A 17404-nucleotide genomic window follows, 5' to 3' on the forward strand; every position below is an offset into this window, starting at 1 on the left:
GATGCACGAAAGCCCGCGCGAGGCGGGCTCCCGGTCAAGGCAGGTCGTGGGTCGGGTCAGCCGCGAACGGGCGTGATCGGGGCCGAAAGCTTGGCCTTGGCGCGCGCCCGCCAGATGGCGAAGCGCTCGACCAGATCGGCCCCAGGGACCTCCTCGTCCCCCTCGAACTCCTCCCCAAAGATGGACAGTGCCTCGCTCAGGAGGCGCAGCATGGTGGGGGACCGGGCCAGCAGGCGGGCGTGGCCCTCGGCCTCGCCGATCCCGTAGCCGGCGCCGTCCGGGACGACGGCGACCAGCACCGGCTCGCTCCAGTCGGTGCGGCTGAGGGCGAAGCCCTCGCCGTCGGCGCCGCTGCTCGGCGTGATGGTGAGGTCGCCCTCGATCTCGGGGTAAAGGTCGCGGAGGTTCACCGGTGCGCCTCCCGCACCGAATGGAGGGGGACGGTGCTGTCGCGGTCCGTCAGCAGACCGGGCAGCACCGCGGCGCTTGCCATGATCGCCAGGAAGGCCAGCAGCCCGGCGACCGCGCCCAGGTCTGCCTTGAGATCTCGCAGCGTGTAGCTGCCTCGCTTCTGCTTGCTCATCGTCGCCGTCCTTCTGTGAGGTCTCTCCTCGAGACCCCACCCGGCGGCCGATCCGGCCTGGCCGGCTCAAGGGCGCGCGGACGGGTCCCATCGCGTTTGCGCGATGGGTGTCCTGCGCGGGCGAAGCCCTTGCCCTTGAACCGGACCGGGCGAGAGCGGCACGGCTTCCCCGCCCGTCATCTCGCCTACACTTCCCGGCAATCCTGTCTGGAGACCTGCAGATCGTGCCGGGCCCTCTCCGGAACCCTCGCCGCTCTCCTTACCGATGCTCGGTCGCCGTAATCGATTGGCGAAGGTACGCCGATTACCCGGCCTCGCTCGGATAGACAGCGACGGGCGTCAGCCAGGCGACAGAACGCCCTTCCGTGAGGTCGGCCAGGATCTGCTCGTAGGGTTGCCGATAGGGACGAGAATACTCCTCCTTCAGCCAGCTCTCGCGCGTGCCGCGCCAAGTCTCGTAAACCACCACGTCATCAGACTGCTCGACATCGTCGTGGATCACCGCGTTGATGAAGTTTGTCTCGCGGCTCATCGTCCGAACCAGGTTTGTAAGATGTTCGACGAGTTCGGCCTTCCTGCCCGATTTCGTGCGAATCCGCACGACCAGAACGATCTTGTCCGCCATTTGTGCCTTCTTTCAGGGAGTTGCGCTCCAGGCACAAAAGCTAGATTGACCCTGGCGGGCTATCCAGAACCGACCCTCCCGTAAGTGCCCGGCATGACGCGTTCGCTGGCCAGGATGCAGGATTGATATGCCGTTCGACGGACGATTGCTCTCGGGCGTGAGCGTGCTGGCCGCGGTGGTGGAGAGCGGCAGTTTCGCCAGGGCGGCCGAAGCCCTGGGCCTTTCCCCGTCGGGGGTCAGCCGCGCCGTCGCGCGGCTCGAAGCCCGTATCGGGGTCCGCCTGCTGGACCGGACCACACGCACGCTTCGGCTGACCGACGAAGGCGCCCGGTTCTATGAACAGGTCGCTCCCCACCTGGATGGCATCGAGGAGGCGGCGGTGCTGGCCTCCGGCTCCTTGGCGACCGTGCGGGGCCGCCTGCGCGTCAACGTCGATCCGTTCTTCTCTCGCCTGGTCCTGGCGCCCTGCCTCAGCGAGTTCCTCCGCCGCTATCCCGACCTGGATGTGGAGGTGATGACACGGGAGATCATGGGCGACCTCGTCGCGGACGGCATCGACGTGGCCGTCCGGTTCGGGCCCCAGCCGGCCTCCTCGATGGTGGCCCGGCGACTGTTGGAGACCCGGATCCTGACGGTCGCCTCACCTGGGTACCTGGAGCGGAACGGGCGGCCCCAGGCGCCGCCCGACCTCGAGCGCCACGCCTGCATCCAGTTTCGCGACCCCCTCGCCGGGCGGCCGTTCGAATGGGAATTCCACCGCCGCGGCGACGTCGTTCCCGTCCGGACACGCGGTCCGCTGCTCGTGACCGATGTGGGGACCATGCTGGGCGCCTGCCTTTCCGACGCCGGCGTTGCCCAGGTCATGGCCCTCGGCGTGCGGGACCTGCTGGAGGAGGGCCGCCTGGTGGAGCTCTTTCCGGACTGGTCGGACGAGACCTTCCCCCTTTACGCCGTCCACCCGTCCCGGCAGCACACGCCGGCCAAGGTCAAGGCCTTCATCGACTTCTGCGTCGAGATCACCCGGCGCCCTTGAACGGTGTCACAGATGAAGTGACCAAAGCGCAATTCCGCCCGCGCCACCTCGGCCACATCCTTCCCGCCGGCGCTCAAGCCGGGCTTCGAGCGTGCAAGGTCAATCCAATCGAGGACGAGACGAGCGATGTCGAAGGTGTTCATCACGGGGTCTTCTACCGGGCTCGGCCTGATGGCGGGCCGCCTGCTCGCCGAGGAGGGCCACCAGGTCGTCCTGCATGCCCGCGATGCCGCGCGCGCGGACGGCACGCGCAGGGCCTTGCCCCAGGCCGAGGCGGTGGCCGTCGGCGACCTGTCGAGCCTCGCCGGAGCGCGTGCCGTGGCCGAGCAGGCGAACCGGCTCGGGCCCTTCGACGCCGTGATCCACAACGCCGGGGTCGGCTATCGCGAACGTCGGCGGATCGAGACCGAAGACGGCCTGCTCCATGTATTCGCGATCAACACGCTGGCCCCGTACGTGCTGACGGCCCTGATGCAGCGGCCGGCGCGGCTCGTCTATCTGAGCTCCGGCATGCATCGCAGCACCGAGGCCAATTTCGACGATCTGCTCTGGGAGACGCGGCACTGGGACGGCGCGGAAGCCTATGCGGAGAGCAAGCTCCATGACGTGCTTCTGGCGTTCGCCGTCGCCCGGCGCTGGCCCGGCGTGCTGTCCAATGCGCTGGAACCGGGTTGGGTGCCGACCCGGATGGGCGGCCCGGGTGCGCCCGACGACATGGACCAGGCCCATCGAACCCAGGCTTGGCTGGCGGTCGGCGACGATCCGGCCGCCAAGGTCTCAGGCCAGTATTTCTATCACATGCGGCCGCGCACGCCGAACCCGCAGGTCCATGATGCGGGTCTGCAGGACCGGCTGATCGAGGCCTGCGAGCGTCTGTCGGGCATCGCCTTGCCGTCCTAATGCGATATCGGGTCTGGCGGCGGAAGGGGAGCGCCGGCCTCACGGCCGCGCGCTCCTTCTCCCTGCGCCGGACTTCAGGCCGCCAGCAGCTTGTCCGGGGTGATCGGCAGGTCGCGCACCCGGATCCCGATGGCGTCATAGACGGCATTGGCCACAGCCGCCGCGACCCCGGTCGCGCCGAGTTCGCCGATCCCCTTGGCGCCGAGCGGGCCGGACCTGGCGTCGAACTCCTCGACGAATGCCACCTCGATCTCGGGCGGGATGTCGGCGTTCACGGGAATGGCCACGCCGGCAAGGTCCTTCGACAGCCAGCGGCCGAGCTTCGGCTCGTAGTGGCTCGCCTCCATGGCCGCCATGCCCCAGCCCCAGATGATGCCGCCGATCATCTGGGATCGGGCGGTGCGGGGGTTCAGGATCCGCCCGGCACTGTAGGCGCCCACGGCGCGGCGAAGCCGGAGAAGCCCCAGCTCCGGGTCCACCCCGACCTCCACGAAGATCGCGCCGAAGGTGCGGGCCGGCGCCCCGGCCTCTCCCATATCGACGGGTGCGCCGCCGGGCAGGTCGAAAGCGCCGTCCGAGCTCAGCTCGGGAAGGCCGGCCGCGCCCAGCACCTCCTGGATCGTCCGGCTCTCGTTCGCCCGCGTGATCCGCCCTTCGCGCATCGTCGTCTCCTCGGGCGCCCAGCCGGCGAGCGCGGCCAGCCGCCCCCGCACGCGCTCGGCCGCCCGCTGCACCGCGGCCCCGGTGCTGAGGGTCGTGCCCGAGCCATAGGTCGGCCCCGAATAGGGCAGGTCAGTGTCGCCCGAGCGCACCGTCACCTGCCGGGGATCGAGCCCCAGCGCCTCGGCGGCGACCTGCGCGAAGACCGTGGCGGGACCCGTCCCGATGTCGCAGAAGCTGGATTCCACGACCGCCGCCCCCTCCGCCGCCAGCCTCACCCGGGCGGTGGAATGGAAGCGCGCCTGTCCCTGGCTGCAATCCGCCATGCCGCAGCCGATCCGCCAGTGGCCGTCGCGGGTCCCGCCGCGCGGGCGCTCGCGCCATCCGAACCGGCGCGCACCCTCCTCATAGGCCTCGCGCAGCTTCTTGGACGACCAGGGCTGGCCGCTCTCCGGATCGGTGTCGGCATGGTTCGCCAGGCGCAGATCGAGCGGATCGACGCCGAGCCGCCGGGCCAGCTCGTCCATCGCCGAGCCCAGCGCCCAGGAGCCCGGCCCGTCCCAGGGCGAGCGCATGAAGGTCGGCAGGGTGACGTGACCGCGCCGCACGCGGTGGTCGGTCGTGATGTTGTCGCAGGCGTAGAAGGCGCGGCTCGGGATCGCGCCGAACTCCACATAGTCGTCGGTCACGCTGGTGATGTTGGCTGTCGCGTGGGTCAGCCCCGCCAGCCGGCCATCGGGCCGCGCGCCGAGCTCGAGGTCATGGGTCATCTGCGGCTGGGGCCCGACCATGGCGTGCATGTGCTGGCGGCTGAGCGCCAGCTTGACCGGACGACCCACCACCCTGGCCGCCATGGCCGTCAGGATCTCATGGGGCCAGATGAAGGCCTTGGCACCGAAGCCGCCGCCGGTGTGCGGAGAGACCACGCGCACCTTGTCCGCGCCCAGCCCAAAGACGGCGGCGAGGGCGCCCTGGACCGCCGGCAGGTGCTGGACGGCGTCGTAGACCGTCAGCCGGTCGCCTTCCCAGGCCGCCAGGATGGCGGAGGGCTCCATGGGGTTGGCATGGCGCGAGGGCTGGGTGTAGCGGGCAGCGAGCCTGACCGGCGCGGCCGCGATTGCCGCGGCCGCATCGCCCTTCTGGAACGTCACCGCGCTCGATTTGGAATAGTCCCCCTTGGCCGGGTCGGGCGGCTCGGCCGGCGCGGTCTCAGGTGGCGTGAACGCGTCGCGCTGGTAGCAGACCCGGATGGCCGCCGCGGCGGCCTCGGCCGGCTCCAGCCGCTCGGCCAGCACGATGGCCACGGGCTGGCCCTCATAGAGGACCTGATCGCCTTGCATGGGCAGGAAGCGGGTGGCGAGCGGCGGACAGGTGATCTTGTCCAGGTCCGGATGCACCCTGGTCATGTCCGAGGCGGTCAGCACCCTGACCACCCCTGGTGTCGCGAGCGCCGCACGGGCGTCGATCCCCGTGACGCGGCCGGCCGGAATGGTCGAGGGGACCAGCACGGCATGGAGCTGCCCTGGCAGAGCCTGGTCGCCGGCGTAGCGGGCGGCGCCCGTCGTCTTGGCCGGGCCATCGAGGCGGGTGATCGGGTCTCCTGAGGTCTTCATGACGCCCTCGTTGCGAGGTTCAGGGTACGGAGCACGGCATTGCGCGCGAGCCGGATCTTGTAGGCATTGGACGAGAGCGGCCGGGCCTCGGCGAAGCCGGCGTCCACCGCGGCCTCCACCTCCGGCCCGCCCAGGCGCTGGCCTTGGAGCCGCCGCTCCGCCTCGTCCAGCCGCCAGGGCCGCATGGCGACCGAGCCGAGCGCGATGCGGGCGCGGCGGATGACCTCCCCATCGAGGTCGAGCACCACCGCGGCGGACACCGTCGCATATTCGTAGCTCTCGCGCTCGCGCAGCTTCAGATAGGCGGATCGCGTCGCAGGCTCCGCGATTTCGATGGACACGATAAGCTCGCCCGGCTCCAGCACAGTGTGGGCGGTCGGGTCCTCGGACGGCAGGACATGGAAGCTGCGCGCCGGGATGCGCCGACCGTCCGCGTCACGGCGCTCGGTCACATAGACCGCGTCCAGCGCCGCCAGCGCCGCAGCCGGATCGGAGGGCTGCACGGCCACGCAGTCCTCGGTCCAGCCGAAGATCGCGTGCTTTTCGTTGAACCCGTGCAGGGCGGCGCAGCCGGACCCGGGTGCGCGCTTGTTGCAGGGCGTCGGCTCCTCGGCCCGGAAATAGGGGCAGCGCACCCGCTGAAGCGGATTGCCGCCGATGGTCGCCAGGTTCCGGAGCTGGGCGGAGGCCGATTTCAGGATGGCCTGCGACAGCACGGGGTAGGAGTGCTGGATCAACGGGTGCTGCGCGGCGTCGTTCAGCCTGGTCAGAGCTCCGATCCGCGCGCCGCCGCCGGGCAGCGCCTCGACACCATCCATGCCGGGCGTGCGGCTGATATCGACAACCCGTCCTGGCGCGGCGATGCCGATCCGCAGCCAGTTCAGAAGCTCGGTGCCGCCCGCCAGGATCGCCGTGTCGCCCTCGGCCGCGAGGGCCAGCGCCTCGGCGCGCGAGGTGGCGCGGGCGTAGCTGAAATCCTGCATCAGGCCGCCTCCGATGCCGACATGTCCCGGGCCGCGGCCGCCACGGCCTCGGCGATCTGCGGATAGGCGGCGCAGCGGCACAAATTGCCGCTCATCCACTCACGGATCTCCGCGTTCGAGCCCGTATGGCCTTCCGTGATGCAGGCGAGCGCCGACATAATCTGGCCCGAGGTGCAGAAACCGCACTGGAAGGCGTCGTGCTCGATGAAGGCCTGCTGGACCGGGTGCAGCCGCCCGTCCTGCGCCAGGCCCTCCACGGTCGTGACCGCACACCCCTCGGCGGAGGCGGCGAGGACGAGGCAGGCGTTCACCCGCCGGCCGTCCAGGAGGACTGTGCAGGCGCCGCATTCGCCCCGGTTGCAGCCCTTCTTGGCGCCGGTGAGTTGTAGACGCTCGCGCAGCAGATCGAGCAGGGTCACCCGCGGCTCGACCTCCAGCTCGTGCGACTGGCCGTTCACCGTCAGGCGCACGAGGCAGCGGGCCGAGAACCGCGTCTCTTCTGGACACATGATTGAGCCTCCCAAGGTTTGAAAACCATCATCGGATCAGCGGATCACCGCTCAGACCGCCCAGGCGCGGCCCTCATCCCACAGCGTCTGGCCCAAACTCCGGAGCTGTGCGGGATCGGCCCGGAACATCGCCCAGAGATCCTCGGCCGCCTTGTCGGCGCGGACGTCGTCCCAGCCGCGCCGAATGCCTTCCAAAGCGCGCTCGGCGACCTGTCGGGGTGCGGTCTTCTCGCCCTGGACACGCGCGGCCATATCCGTGTCGATGAAGCCGGCATAGACGCCCACGACCCGCGTGCCCTGCGCTTTCAGCTCGATGCGCAGCGCGTCGGTCGCAGCCAGAGCCGCGAACTTGGACGTGCAGTAAGTGGCGTTGAACGGATAGACGTACCAGCTCACGACCGAGAGCATGTTGACCAGCGCCCCGCCCCCGTTGCGCCGGAGCACGGGCGCGAAGGCGCGCGCCATGCCGAGGACGCCGAAGACGTTCACCTCCATCTCCTGGCGCAGCGCCGCCTCGGAGTCCTCGGCCAGGATGGAGCGCGCGAGCATCACCCCGGCATTGTTGACGAGCAGGTTCACGTCCGCGCAGGCCTCGGCCGCCGCGGCGATGTCGGCCGGGCGGGTGACGTCCAGCCCGATCGGCTGGATCCGCGGATCAGCCCACGCTCCCGGCTTGCGGCTACCGGCGTAGACCTTGGCGGCGCCCGCTTGCAGCAGCGCCTCGACGAAGGCCTTGCCGAGGCCCCTGTTGGCGCCCGTCACGAGCGCCGTGCAACCAGCGATCTCCATCGTCGCGAACTCCTGGCCCTTGTGTTGGGGCAGAATGTCGCTGAGAGCTGCCGTTGACAGAAGTGCGATGAAGTCAGGTCATTCGTGACTGGGAGTCGTGTATCGCCCCATCAGGCCTCGCCAGGCCCGGAGGGCGTCGTGCCGTTCAAGCTGTTGGGACGTGCCAGGAGGAGGATGGCAGGCCTTCCTGGTCGCGGATCAGGCCAATGAGCTGCCGCAGCCCCGGCGGTGTCTGTCTGCGGCTCGGATAATACATCGCGAAGGGTGGCCCCATGGAGGACCAATCGGGCATCACCACTTCAAGCTGGCCGCTTCGGAGCTCTGCCTCCACGCGGTTTTCAAGGCAGTAGGCCAGGCCCGCACCTCGGACCGCTGCGTCGACGGAGATGTCAGTCTCATTCGCACAGAAGGGGCCTGGCACATCAATGCGGACCATGGCCGCACCGTCGCCGAGTTCCCAGGGGAAGGCGGTGTTGTCGCCAACGCGCATCTGAATGCAGGAATGCTGCAGCAGATCTTCGGGCCGGCTGGGCCGGCCATGACGTGAGAGATACGCCGGCGCCCCGACCACCACCCACCGCAACGGCGCCGTCAATGCCACCGCGATCATGTCTTTCGGGATGGTGGACTCGTAGCGTATGCCGGCATCAAAGCCTTCCGCGATGATGTCGACAGGCCGGTCCTCCACTGTGACATCCAGGCGGATTTGCGGATACGCCCGCAGAAAGTCCACGAGCACAGGTGACACCAGCAGCCGCGAGGCATCCTTCGGGATGTTGAGACGCAGCCGCCCGACGGGAAAGCGGCGATAGAGGTCAAGCGCCGCGAGAGCTTCACTGATCGTCTGAAATCCGTCCGCCAGCCGGCGGGCGAGCTCGGCGCCGATGTCTGTCGGAACAACGGAACGGCTGGTCCTGTTGAGCAACCGGACTCCGAGCCGGCTTTCCAGCTTCTTGACTGAATGGCTGAGGGCCGATGTCGTGAGGTCCAGCTCGATCGCTGCCTGCCGAAAGCTTCCGCGCCGCACGATGGTCACGAACACGGTCAGGTCGGACAGATCGGAGCGTGTGAACGGGGCCATGCAGGATCCTTGAATATGGTTCATTAGAACGTTGAGCCATATTCAACGCAAGCCGGGTTCTCATTGTCAGCTCCCGTGACAAATATCCGACCGTTCCTCCTGAAGCTTCAACATCTTCCTTTGGCATCGAGGGCAGAACTCATGGACGGCGCGGCGGGAGGAACCGCGGCAACGAAGGTGCAGAGGTATGTCATCGGAGCATTGGGGCTCGCGGGCGCGTCAGTCCGGCGGAGCCGAGCCAGACGATAGCCTACAGCCGGTCCGGACCATCCAGACCGTGCGCGATGCCGACATTGTTCGCGCTAGATCAGGAAACCACCACCATGTCACTCGCCCTTTCCCCTGATTCCGTTGCTGTTGTCACGGGCGGCGCGTCGGGCATCGGCCTGGCCGCGGCGGCGCGCTTCGCCCGGCTTGGCCTGCGTGTCTGCATCGCCGATCTCGGCGAGGACCGGCTGGCCCGGGCCGCCAGCCTGCTGGCCGACGCAGCGCCGGGCGGATCGGCCGGCATCATGACTGTCGTGGCGGATGTTAGCCGCGTCGAGGATGTCCAGCGCCTCGAAGCCGCCGTCCGCGAGCGGTTCGGCGGCACGGACGTGCTGATGAACAATGCTGGCGTCCAGCCGGGGAGCGCCCTGTTCGGGCCAGGCGAGAACTGGGAGCGCATCATTGGCGTCAATCTCTGGGGCGTCGTCCATGGTACCCGGGTCTTTGCCCCCGGCATGATCGCGCGTGGGCGGCCGGGCCTCATCATCAACACCGGGTCCAAGCAGGGCATTACCACGCCGCCCGGCGACCCGGCCTACAACGTCTCCAAGGCCGGCGTGAAGGTCTTCACCGAGGCGCTGGAGCATGAGTTGCGGAACACGCCGGGTTGCCGGATCACGGCGCATTTGCTGATCCCCGGCTTCGTCTTCACGCCACTCACGGCCCAGGGCCGGACCGAGAAGCCGGAGGCTGCCTGGACGCCGGAGCAGACGGTGGACTTCATGATGGAGCGCCTGGAGGCCGGGGACTTCTACATTCTCTGCCCTGACAATGACGTCTCCAGCGCCCTTGATGAACGGCGCATCCTCTGGGCGGCCGGCGACATCGTCGAGAACCGTCCACCCCTTTCCCGGTGGCATCCGGATTACGCGGCAGCCTTCAAGGCCTTCGTGGAAGCCGGACGCGACATGCACCCGCAGCCTGCCGCTGCATCGTCCCGCCAGCCCTGAGAGGCTGTGCAGGGGCTTTGATCGAGCTTGCCGGCGCCGCCGTCAGCAGCGCCGCTTAACAAGGGCAGTGGTCATGAAAGTCGGTTTCATCGGGATTGGGCGCATGGGCTCCGCCATGGCGGCGAACTTGCTGAAGGCCGGTCATGCGGTGACGGTGTACAACCGCACCCGGCAAAAGGCCGATGCGCTCGTCGCACAGGGCGCGAGGGCTGCGGCAAGCATCGCCGATGCCTGCCAGGCGGATGCCGTCGTGACGATGCTCGCCGACGACGCTGCGGTCAGCAGCGCCGTGCATGGCGAGGGAGGTATCCTGTCCAGCCTGCCGAAAGGCGTGCTCCACATTTCCTCGAGCACCATCAGCGTGGCCTTCGCGGAGCAGCTGGCGGCAGCCCATGCGGAGGCCGGGCAGCATTTCGTCGCCGCGCCGGTTTTCGGGCGGCCCGACGCCGCAGCGAAAGGCGAGCTATTCGTGATCGCGGCCGGGTCCGCCAAGGCGCTCGCCGCCGCCGGGCCGCTGCTCGATGCGATCGGCAAGCAGACCTTCACCGTGGGGGAGGCGCCTCAGGCCGCGAACCTGGTGAAGCTGAGCGGCAACTTCCTGATCGCCTCGGTGATCGAGGCCCTCGGAGAGGCCATGGCCCTCGTTTCCAAGGGCGGAGTCGATCGCGAGCAGTATCTCGAGATCCTCACCTCCACGCTGTTCGGCGCGCCCGTCTATCGGACCTATGGCGGGCTGATCGCCAGGAGGCAGTTCGAGCCTGCCGGCTTCGCGGCACCGCTTGGACAGAAGGATATCCGCCTTGCCCTCGCGGCCGGCGAGATGCTGCGGGTGCCCATGCCGATCGCCAGCCTGCTGCGCGACCGCTTCCTGAGCTTGATCGCGCAGGGTGGTGACCATCTCGACTGGTCCGCCATTGGCCAGCTCGCGGCACGGGACGCCGGTGAGGCCGGCAACTGAACAGACATCATGCACCAAGCATTCCGCCGCTTCGAGGAGGATAGCGATGAATAGCCTCGACCGACGGCATTTCGCCGCCGCCATTGCCGGTCTCGGACTCACGGGGCCAGGGCATGCGCTGGGCCAGACAGGCCCCGCCGCGCCGGCACCGGAGGTGCTGCGGCTGGCGCGCAATGGCTGGGTGCCTAACAATGAGCGCCTTCCGGTGTTGCTCTACCGCGGCGTCGTGCCGGCGACAGGCGATGCGCCGGCCGCGGCCTTCGAGGCCTTGTTCCAGCGCACCGGCTGGCCCTCGCAGTGGCGGAACGGGGTCTACGCCTATCACCACTACCACTCGACCGCGCATGAGGTGCTGGGCTTTGCCCGGGGTACGGCGCGGCTGATGCTTGGTGGCCCGAATGGCCACGACGTCGAGGTCAGGGCAGGCGATGTGGCGGTCCTCCCAGCCGGCACCGGGCACTGCCGGCTGGAAGCGACGCCGGATTTCCTGGTGGTCGGCGCTTATCCACCCGGTCAGCGCTGGGACATCTGCCGTGAGGCACCCACCCCCGCGATGCAGGCGCGCATGACGGCCTTGCCATACCCCCGTTCGGACCCGGTTGCGGGAAGCGGCGGGCCCTTGCTCTCGCTATGGCCCGGCGCCTGACGCCCGGGAAACGGCTCCGGGCACAGCCTGCGGGCGCGCGACGTCAGGCGCCAGCCACTTTCCACGATCCATCGAACACCCAGTCCTGGCGCCTCGCCGGCGCCGGCCAGGAGACCGACAATGCCTGACCCTTCCTCTTCCGTTGACGTCAGTCCTCTTCCCACACGTCGGCTGGGTATGACCGACATGCACATCACCCGCGTCGGCTTCGGCGCCTGGGCCATCGGCGGGGGGGACTGGGCCGCCGGCTGGGGTACCCAGGATGACCGCGAGTCGATTGCTGCCATTCGTCATGCCGTTGCGCGTGGCATCAACTGGATCGACACCGCGGCCGTCTACGGCCTGGGCCATTCAGAGGAGGTCGTGCGTCAGGCCCTGGTTGGCATCCCGGCGAGCGAGCGTCCCTATGTCTTCACCAAATGCGGCCTTGTCTGGGACGAGAGCGACCGCAGGGCCCCACCGCGCCGGGTCGGCGCAGCGGCCAGCATCCGGCGCGAAGTCGATGCTTCTCTGAAGCGCCTCGGCGTCGAGCGGATCGACCTTTACCAGATGCACTGGCCTGCCGGGGACGGCACCCCGCTCGAAGAATACTGGCAAGTGCTGCTGGATCTGAAGAAGGCAGGCAAGGTGCGTGCGGTGGGCCTTTCCAACCACAACGTCGCGCAGCTGGAAGCGGCCGAGGCACTCGGCCACGTCGATACGCTGCAGCCGCCCTTTTCCGCCATCCGTCGGGAGGTGGCAGAGGCGGAACTGCCCTGGTGCCACGCCCACGGGACCGGCGTGATCGTCTACAGCCCCATGCAGTCGGGCCTGCTGACCGGCCGCTTCTCCGCCCAGCGTGCTGCCGCGCTTCCGCAGGATGACTGGCGTTCGCGCAACCCCGAGTTCACGGGCGAGAAGCTCGAGCGCAACCTCAAGCTCGCCGCGGCCCTCGCCCCGATCGCCGCGCGGCATGGCACCACCGTCCCGGCGGTCGCCGTCGCCTGGACACTCGCCTGGCCCGGGGTGACCGGCGCCATCGTCGGCGCCCGCGACCCGGCGCAGGTGGATGGCTGGCTCGGCGCGGCCCGGCTCGAACTGACCAGGGACGACCTTGCTGAAATCGCCGCCGCCATTGCGGCCACAGGTGCCGGCACCGGGCCTGCTTCGCCCCTCACCTCCCAGGAACAGGAATAAGCGTCATGTCGGTCAGCACCACCAGGCCCGTTCGCCTTCTCGGTCTCCCAGGCAGCCTGCGCCAGAACTCCTATTCGCTCGCCATCCTGCGCGGGTTGCAGGCAGGGCTCGGCGCCGAAGCCGTGCTGGAGATTCGTGATCTGCAGCTACCGCTTTACAACCAGGACGAGGACGGGCCGAACGGGCCGGAAGCCGTGCACGCCTTCCGGCGGGCGATTGCCGAGGCCGATGGCCTGGTGATCGCCACTCCGGAGTACAATCACGGTGCGCCGGGCGTGCTCAAGAACGCGCTCGATTGGGCGTCGCGCCCTTATGGCCAGTCTGTTCTGACCGGCAAGCCTGTTCTGATCATCTCGTCGTCCCCGGCCTTTACCGGCGGGGTTCGCGCCCAGGCCCAGCTCAACGAGACACTGTTATCCGTACAGGCCCTTCTCGTTCCTGGCCCGCAGGTCGTGATCGGCAACGTGGCGGCCAAGGTGCAGGACGGGCGGCTGGTGGACGAGGCCAGCCTGGAGTTCGCCCTCGCGGCGCTCCGGGGGCTGGCGGCTCTCTGCCGAAGCGCCAGCCGGCTGGAGGCCCCGGCAGCTGTGGGAAGCTGACCGGCACCCGCACAAGCAGATGGGCGGACCATGCCTGGCGGAAGCCTGCCAGGTGGACCGCCGGCCTATCCCCGGGCGAAGCAGGCGTCTCAGCAAAGGCTCAAACAAGGACGATCCGTCAAACATGGAGGCTCGCATGCCGCAGAAAGCAGATCTTTCTTCCCTGGACATTACGAGGCGCAGATTGATGGAAGCTGGAATTGGCACGGCGGTCGGAACCGCCGTCACGACCCTTGCGGGACCGGTCGCCGCCCAGGCGATTTCCCGAGAGTCAACCGGGCTCACAGTGCGACTGAAGGTGAATGGCACCGAACATGACCTCGCGCTTGACCCTCGCACGACACTGCTGGATGCGCTGCGGGAGCACCTGCATCTGACTGGCAGCAAGAAGGGCTGCGATCACGGCCAGTGCGGCGCCTGCACGGCTTTGGTCAACGGGCGCCGGATCAATTCCTGCCTGACGCTCGCGGTGATGCATGCGGGCGACGAGGTCACGACGATCGAGGGTCTGGGCACGCCGGAAAAGCTGCATCCGATGCAGGCAGCCTTCGTGAAGCATGACGGCTATCAGTGCGGCTACTGCACGCCGGGGCAGATCTGTTCCGCGGTTGCGGTGCTGCAGGAGATTGAGGCTGGCATTCCCAGCTATGTCACCGAAGATCTGACGGCGGCGCCGCAGCGCACCGAGGCGGAGCTGCGCGAGCGGATGAGCGGCAATATCTGCCGTTGCGGCGCCTATTCCAACATCGTGGAGGCCATCACCGAGGTGGCGGGGAGGCCGGCATGAGGCCCTTCACCTATGAGCGTGCCGCCTCGCCGGCCGAGGCCGCGGCGGCGGCCGCGCGCAATCCGGGCGCCCGGTTCATTGCCGGCGGCACCAACCTCCTCGACCTGATGAAGCTGCAGATCGAGACGCCGTCGCATCTGATCGACGTCAATGGCCTGGCGCTCGACCGGATCGAGCCAACGCCGGAGGGCGGGTTGCGCATTGGCGCGCTGGTGCGCAACACCGACCTCGCGGCGGATGCGCGGGTGCGGCGCGACTATGGCGTGCTGTCGCGGGCGCTGCTGGCCGGCGCCTCGGGCCAGCTGCGCAACAAGGCGACCACGGCGGGCAACATGCTGCAGCGGACGCGCTGCCCGTACTTCTATGACACCAGCCAGCCTTGTAACAAACGCCAGCCCGGCAGCGGCTGCGCGGCGATCGGTGGATTCAGCCGCCAGCTCGCAGTGATCGGCGGCAGCGAGGCCTGCATCGCGACGCATCCCTCCGACATGGCGGTGGCCATGCGGGCGCTGGACGCGGTGGTGGAGACGGTGCGGCCGGACGGCACGACGCGGTCCATTCCGATCGCCGAGTTCCACCGCCTACCCGGCGAGACGCCACATGTCGAGACGGTGCTGGAGCCGGGCGAGCTGATCACCGCGGTGACGCTGCCGCCGCCGGCAGGCGGTGTGCAGATCTATCGCAAGGTGCGGGACCGCGCCTCCTATGCCTTTGCGCTGGTCTCGGTGGCGGCGGTGGTGCAGCGCGACGGCACGGCGCGGGTGGCGCTGGGCGGCGTGGCGCATAAGCCCTGGCGGGTGGAGGCGGCAGAGGCCGAGATCCCGCGCGGGGCCAAGGCCGTGACGGCGGCGATGCTGGATGGCGCGAAGCCGACGCATGACAACGCATTCAAGCTGAGGCTGGTGGAGCGCACGCTGGGCGCCGTGCTGGCCGAGGCGAAGGGCTGATCCGATGAAGTTCGACACGCCAGCCGGCAGCAACCCGATCGACCAGCTCAAGGTCGTCGGGCATCCGATAGACCGCATCGACGGGCCGCTGAAGACCACCGGCCACGCCCCTTATGCCTATGAGCGGCATGATGTGGTGGCAAACCCGGCCTATGGTTATGTAATCGGCGCGGCGATCGCCAAGGGCCGCATCACCGCCATGGACGTCGGCGCCGCCAGGGCAGCACCCGGGGTACTCGCCGTCGTCACCCATGAGAATGCCGGGCCGCTAGGCAAGGGCAGCATGAACACCGCTAGGCTGCTCGGCGGGCCGGAGATCGAGCACTACCACCAGGCCATCGGTGTGGTGGTCGCCGAGACCTTTGAGCAGGCGCGCGACGCGGCCGCCCTGGTCAAGGTCACCTATGCGCGCGAGGAGGGCGCCTTCGACCTGGCGGCGGTTCGGGATTCCGCGAGGAAGGTGGAGCAGTCCGCGAGCGCGGTGGGCGATTTCGAGGGAGCCTTCGCCGCCGCGCCGGTGCAGCTCGACCAGACCTACACCACACCCGACCAGAGCCACGCGATGATGGAGCCGCACGCCTCCACCGCCGCCTGGGACGGGGACAGCGTCACTGTCTGGACCTCCAACCAGATGATCGACTGGGGCGTCACCGACCTGGCCAAGACGCTGAACCTGCCGAAGGAGAAGGTGCGGCTGGTCTCGCCCTTCATCGGCGGTGGCTTCGGCGGCAAGCTGTTCCTGCGCGCCGATGCACTGCTGGCGGCGCTCGGCGCACGCGCCGCGGGGCGGCCGGTGAAGGTGGCCTTGCCGCGGCCGCTGATGATGAACAACACCACGCACCGGCCGGCGACCATCCAGCGCATCCGCATCGGCTGCACGCGGGACGGCCGGATCACCGCCATCGGCCATGAAAGCTGGTCCGGCGACCTGCCAGGGGGCCAGCCCGAGACAGCGGTGGACCAGACCCGGCTGCTCTATGCCGGGGCGAACCGGCTGACAGCGCTGCGGCTCGCGGTGCTCGACCTGCCGGAAGGCAACGCCATGCGCGCGCCGGGCGAGGCGCCGGGCCTGATGGCGCTGGAGATCGCCATGGACGAGATGGCGGAAAAGCTCGGCATCGATCCGGTCGAGTTCCGCATCATCAACGACACCCAGGTCGATCCGGGCCAGCCGGACCGCTCCTTCTCGCGGCGGCAGCTGGTGGAGTGCCTGCGCCTCGGCGCCGAGCGCTTCGGCTGGCGCAACCGCGACCCCGTCCCCGGCCGGCGGCGCAACGGGCGCTGGCTGACCGGGTTGGGCATGGCGGCGGCCTTCCGCAACAACCTCGTCATGGCTTCCGGCGCCCGGGTGAGGCTGGACCGGCAGGGTCGCGTCACGGTCGAGACCGACATGACCGATATCGGCACCGGCAGCTACACCATCATCGCGCAGACGGCCGCCGAGATGATAGGCGTGCCGCTCGAGCACGTAACGGTGCGGCTCGGCGATTCGCGCTTCCCCGTCTCGGCCGGCTCCGGCGGGCAGTGGGGCGCCAACAGCGCCACGGCCGGCGTCTATGCCGCCTGCGTGAAGCTGCGCGAGGCGGTGGCGCAGAAGGCGGGCTTCAACACCGCGGATGCGGTCTTCGCCGAGGGCCAGGTCCGCGCCGGCAACCGCAGCGTGTCACTGGCAGAGGCGGCGGGCGAGGCCGGCCTCGTGGCGGAGGACGTCATGGAGTTCGGCGATCTCGCCAAGCGCTACCAGCAATCCACCTTCGGCTCGCATTTCGTCGAGGTGGCGGTGGATGCCCATACCGGCGAGGTGCGCATCCGCCGCATGCTGGCCGTCTGCGCCGCAGGCCGCATCCTCAACCCGAAATCGGCGCGCAGCCAGGTGATCGGCGCCATGACCATGGGCGTCGGCGCAGCGCTGATGGAGGAGCTGGCGGTGGACCGGCGTCACGGCTTCTTCGTCAACCACGACCTTGCGGGCTACGAGGTGCCTGTGCACGCCGACATCCCGCATCAGGAGGTTATCTTCCTCGACGAGGTCGATCCGATCTCCTCTCCGATGAAGGCCAAGGGCGTCGGTGAGCTGGGCTTGTGCGGCGTCGGCGCTGCCATCGCCAATGCCATCTACAACGCCACGGGGGCTCGGGTGCGCGACTACCCGATCACGCTCGACAAGTATCTGGACCGGCTGCCAGACGTCGCATGAGCTGGCGCGGGAGGAGTGCCCTGCTCCTCCCCCGGTTGCCTCGAAGCAGTAGGCCGTGCCGAGATTGCACGAAGGAGGGCAGACCCGCCGTCGAGGTACCC

General features: G+C 69.0%; 18 protein-coding genes. 10 read left to right on the plus strand and 8 right to left on the minus strand.

Features of this window, described 5'->3' with window-relative positions; translation table 11 throughout:
* Nucleotides 1–56: 56 nt before the first annotated feature.
* From QMO56_RS19065 to QMO56_RS19075, 3 genes are all read right to left on the minus strand, one after another.
* A complete protein-coding gene (locus QMO56_RS19065) occupies nt 57–410 on the minus strand; it encodes a hypothetical protein (RefSeq protein ID WP_283528355.1) in 354 nt (117 codons plus the stop codon).
* Nucleotides 407–583, minus strand: a complete 177-nt coding sequence (locus tag QMO56_RS19070; RefSeq protein ID WP_283528357.1) for a hypothetical protein — start codon at nt 581–583, stop codon at nt 407–409. The genes QMO56_RS19065 and QMO56_RS19070 overlap by 4 nt, the downstream gene beginning before the upstream one ends.
* A gap of 304 nt (nt 584–887) precedes the next feature.
* Nucleotides 888–1208, minus strand: coding sequence for an antibiotic biosynthesis monooxygenase family protein (locus tag QMO56_RS19075; protein ID WP_283528359.1), 321 nt, complete (start codon nt 1206–1208; stop codon nt 888–890).
* A gap of 127 nt (nt 1209–1335) precedes the next feature.
* On the opposite strand from QMO56_RS19075, the gene QMO56_RS19080 reads away from it, so the two are divergent.
* Together QMO56_RS19080 and QMO56_RS19085 are read left to right on the plus strand one after the other, a co-directional pair.
* Nucleotides 1336–2241 carry a LysR family transcriptional regulator gene (locus QMO56_RS19080; RefSeq protein ID WP_283528361.1) on the plus strand — a complete coding sequence of 302 codons (906 nt, stop codon included), beginning with the start codon at nt 1336–1338 and terminating at the stop codon, nt 2239–2241.
* A 126-nt stretch (nt 2242–2367) separates the two neighbouring features.
* Complete coding sequence (locus QMO56_RS19085; protein ID WP_283528363.1) at nt 2368–3141, plus strand: SDR family NAD(P)-dependent oxidoreductase; 774 nt, start codon at nt 2368–2370, stop codon at nt 3139–3141.
* 74 nt (nt 3142–3215) lie between these two features.
* Here the strand turns inward: QMO56_RS19085 and QMO56_RS19090 are convergent, their stop codons facing one another.
* The 5 genes from QMO56_RS19090 to QMO56_RS19110 all read right to left on the minus strand — a co-directional run bounded on the left by QMO56_RS19090 (nt 3216) and on the right by QMO56_RS19110 (nt 8776).
* Entirely contained in the window at nt 3216–5414 is a 2199-nt protein-coding gene (locus QMO56_RS19090; RefSeq protein WP_283528365.1) for a xanthine dehydrogenase family protein molybdopterin-binding subunit, read from the minus strand.
* A complete protein-coding gene (locus QMO56_RS19095) occupies nt 5411–6397 on the minus strand; it encodes a xanthine dehydrogenase family protein subunit M (protein ID WP_283528367.1) in 987 nt (328 codons plus the stop codon). Before QMO56_RS19095 ends, QMO56_RS19090 begins: the two co-directional genes overlap by 4 nt.
* Nucleotides 6397–6906: a (2Fe-2S)-binding protein gene (locus QMO56_RS19100; protein WP_283528369.1), complete on the minus strand. Its 510-nt coding sequence runs from the start codon at nt 6904–6906 to the stop codon at nt 6397–6399. The genes QMO56_RS19095 and QMO56_RS19100 overlap by 1 nt, the downstream gene beginning before the upstream one ends.
* 51 nt (nt 6907–6957) lie before the next feature.
* Nucleotides 6958–7695 carry an SDR family oxidoreductase gene (locus QMO56_RS19105; RefSeq protein WP_283528371.1) on the minus strand — a complete coding sequence of 246 codons (738 nt, stop codon included), beginning with the start codon at nt 7693–7695 and terminating at the stop codon, nt 6958–6960.
* A 145-nt stretch (nt 7696–7840) separates the two neighbouring features.
* Nucleotides 7841–8776: a LysR family transcriptional regulator gene (locus tag QMO56_RS19110; protein WP_283528373.1), complete on the minus strand. Its 936-nt coding sequence runs from the start codon at nt 8774–8776 to the stop codon at nt 7841–7843.
* A 323-nt stretch (nt 8777–9099) separates the two neighbouring features.
* On the opposite strand from QMO56_RS19110, the gene QMO56_RS19115 reads away from it, so the two are divergent.
* From QMO56_RS19115 to paoC, 8 genes are all read left to right on the plus strand, one after another.
* On the plus strand, nt 9100–9993 hold the full coding sequence (locus QMO56_RS19115) for an SDR family NAD(P)-dependent oxidoreductase (protein ID WP_283528375.1): 894 nt from the start codon (nt 9100–9102) through the stop codon (nt 9991–9993).
* Nucleotides 9994–9997: 4 nt separating this feature from the next.
* Nucleotides 9998–10951 carry an NAD(P)-dependent oxidoreductase gene (locus QMO56_RS19120; RefSeq protein ID WP_349362372.1) on the plus strand — a complete coding sequence of 318 codons (954 nt, stop codon included), beginning with the start codon at nt 9998–10000 and terminating at the stop codon, nt 10949–10951.
* 46 nt (nt 10952–10997) lie between these two features.
* The gene (locus tag QMO56_RS19125) at nt 10998–11597 is read left to right on the plus strand and encodes a cupin domain-containing protein (protein ID WP_283528379.1); all 600 of its coding nucleotides are present in this window, start codon (nt 10998–11000) and stop codon (nt 11595–11597) included.
* A gap of 186 nt (nt 11598–11783) precedes the next feature.
* Complete coding sequence (locus QMO56_RS19130) at nt 11784–12773, plus strand: aldo/keto reductase (RefSeq protein ID WP_283528381.1); 990 nt, start codon at nt 11784–11786, stop codon at nt 12771–12773.
* A 5-nt stretch (nt 12774–12778) separates the two neighbouring features.
* On the plus strand, nt 12779–13372 hold the full coding sequence (locus tag QMO56_RS19135; protein ID WP_283528383.1) for an NADPH-dependent FMN reductase: 594 nt from the start codon (nt 12779–12781) through the stop codon (nt 13370–13372).
* Between the two features lie 136 nt (nt 13373–13508).
* Nucleotides 13509–14159 carry an aldehyde dehydrogenase iron-sulfur subunit PaoA gene (gene paoA, locus QMO56_RS19140; RefSeq protein ID WP_283528385.1) on the plus strand — a complete coding sequence of 217 codons (651 nt, stop codon included), beginning with the start codon at nt 13509–13511 and terminating at the stop codon, nt 14157–14159.
* Nucleotides 14156–15106 carry a xanthine dehydrogenase family protein subunit M gene (locus QMO56_RS19145; RefSeq protein WP_283528387.1) on the plus strand — a complete coding sequence of 317 codons (951 nt, stop codon included), beginning with the start codon at nt 14156–14158 and terminating at the stop codon, nt 15104–15106. The genes paoA and QMO56_RS19145 overlap by 4 nt, the downstream gene beginning before the upstream one ends.
* A gap of 4 nt (nt 15107–15110) precedes the next feature.
* Nucleotides 15111–17303, plus strand: a complete 2193-nt coding sequence (paoC, locus tag QMO56_RS19150) for an aldehyde oxidoreductase molybdenum-binding subunit PaoC (RefSeq protein ID WP_283528389.1) — start codon at nt 15111–15113, stop codon at nt 17301–17303.
* The last annotated feature ends 101 nt before the right edge of the window (nt 17304–17404 follow it).

It is taken from the genome of Roseomonas sp. E05, assembly GCF_030063475.1.
Taxonomy (GTDB): Bacteria; Pseudomonadota; Alphaproteobacteria; order Acetobacterales; family Acetobacteraceae; genus Pseudoroseomonas.

Excerpts from the sequence above, each read along its gene's own strand:
- paoC (WP_283528389.1), top strand. The coding sequence starts at position 15,111 with ATGAAGTTCGACACGCCAGCCGGCAGCAACCCGATCGACCAGCTCAAG.
- QMO56_RS19145 (WP_283528387.1), top strand. The coding sequence starts at position 14,156 with ATGAGGCCCTTCACCTATGAGCGTGCCGCCTCGCCGGCCGAGGCCGCG.
- QMO56_RS19115 (WP_283528375.1), top strand. The coding sequence starts at position 9,100 with ATGTCACTCGCCCTTTCCCCTGATTCCGTTGCTGTTGTCACGGGCGGC.
- QMO56_RS19075 (WP_283528359.1), bottom strand. The coding sequence starts at position 1,208 with ATGGCGGACAAGATCGTTCTGGTCGTGCGGATTCGCACGAAATCGGGC.
- QMO56_RS19135 (WP_283528383.1), top strand. The coding sequence starts at position 12,779 with ATGTCGGTCAGCACCACCAGGCCCGTTCGCCTTCTCGGTCTCCCAGGC.
- QMO56_RS19110 (WP_283528373.1), bottom strand. The coding sequence starts at position 8,776 with ATGGCCCCGTTCACACGCTCCGATCTGTCCGACCTGACCGTGTTCGTG.
- QMO56_RS19130 (WP_283528381.1), top strand. The coding sequence starts at position 11,784 with ATGCACATCACCCGCGTCGGCTTCGGCGCCTGGGCCATCGGCGGGGGG.
- QMO56_RS19085 (WP_283528363.1), top strand. The coding sequence starts at position 2,368 with ATGTCGAAGGTGTTCATCACGGGGTCTTCTACCGGGCTCGGCCTGATG.
- QMO56_RS19095 (WP_283528367.1), bottom strand. The coding sequence starts at position 6,397 with ATGCAGGATTTCAGCTACGCCCGCGCCACCTCGCGCGCCGAGGCGCTG.
- QMO56_RS19070 (WP_283528357.1), bottom strand. The coding sequence starts at position 583 with ATGAGCAAGCAGAAGCGAGGCAGCTACACGCTGCGAGATCTCAAGGCA.
- QMO56_RS19090 (WP_283528365.1), bottom strand. The coding sequence starts at position 5,414 with ATGAAGACCTCAGGAGACCCGATCACCCGCCTCGATGGCCCGGCCAAG.
- QMO56_RS19080 (WP_283528361.1), top strand. The coding sequence starts at position 1,336 with ATGCCGTTCGACGGACGATTGCTCTCGGGCGTGAGCGTGCTGGCCGCG.
- QMO56_RS19100 (WP_283528369.1), bottom strand. The coding sequence starts at position 6,906 with ATGTGTCCAGAAGAGACGCGGTTCTCGGCCCGCTGCCTCGTGCGCCTG.
- paoA (WP_283528385.1), top strand. The coding sequence starts at position 13,509 with ATGCCGCAGAAAGCAGATCTTTCTTCCCTGGACATTACGAGGCGCAGA.
- QMO56_RS19125 (WP_283528379.1), top strand. The coding sequence starts at position 10,998 with ATGAATAGCCTCGACCGACGGCATTTCGCCGCCGCCATTGCCGGTCTC.
- QMO56_RS19105 (WP_283528371.1), bottom strand. The coding sequence starts at position 7,695 with ATGGAGATCGCTGGTTGCACGGCGCTCGTGACGGGCGCCAACAGGGGC.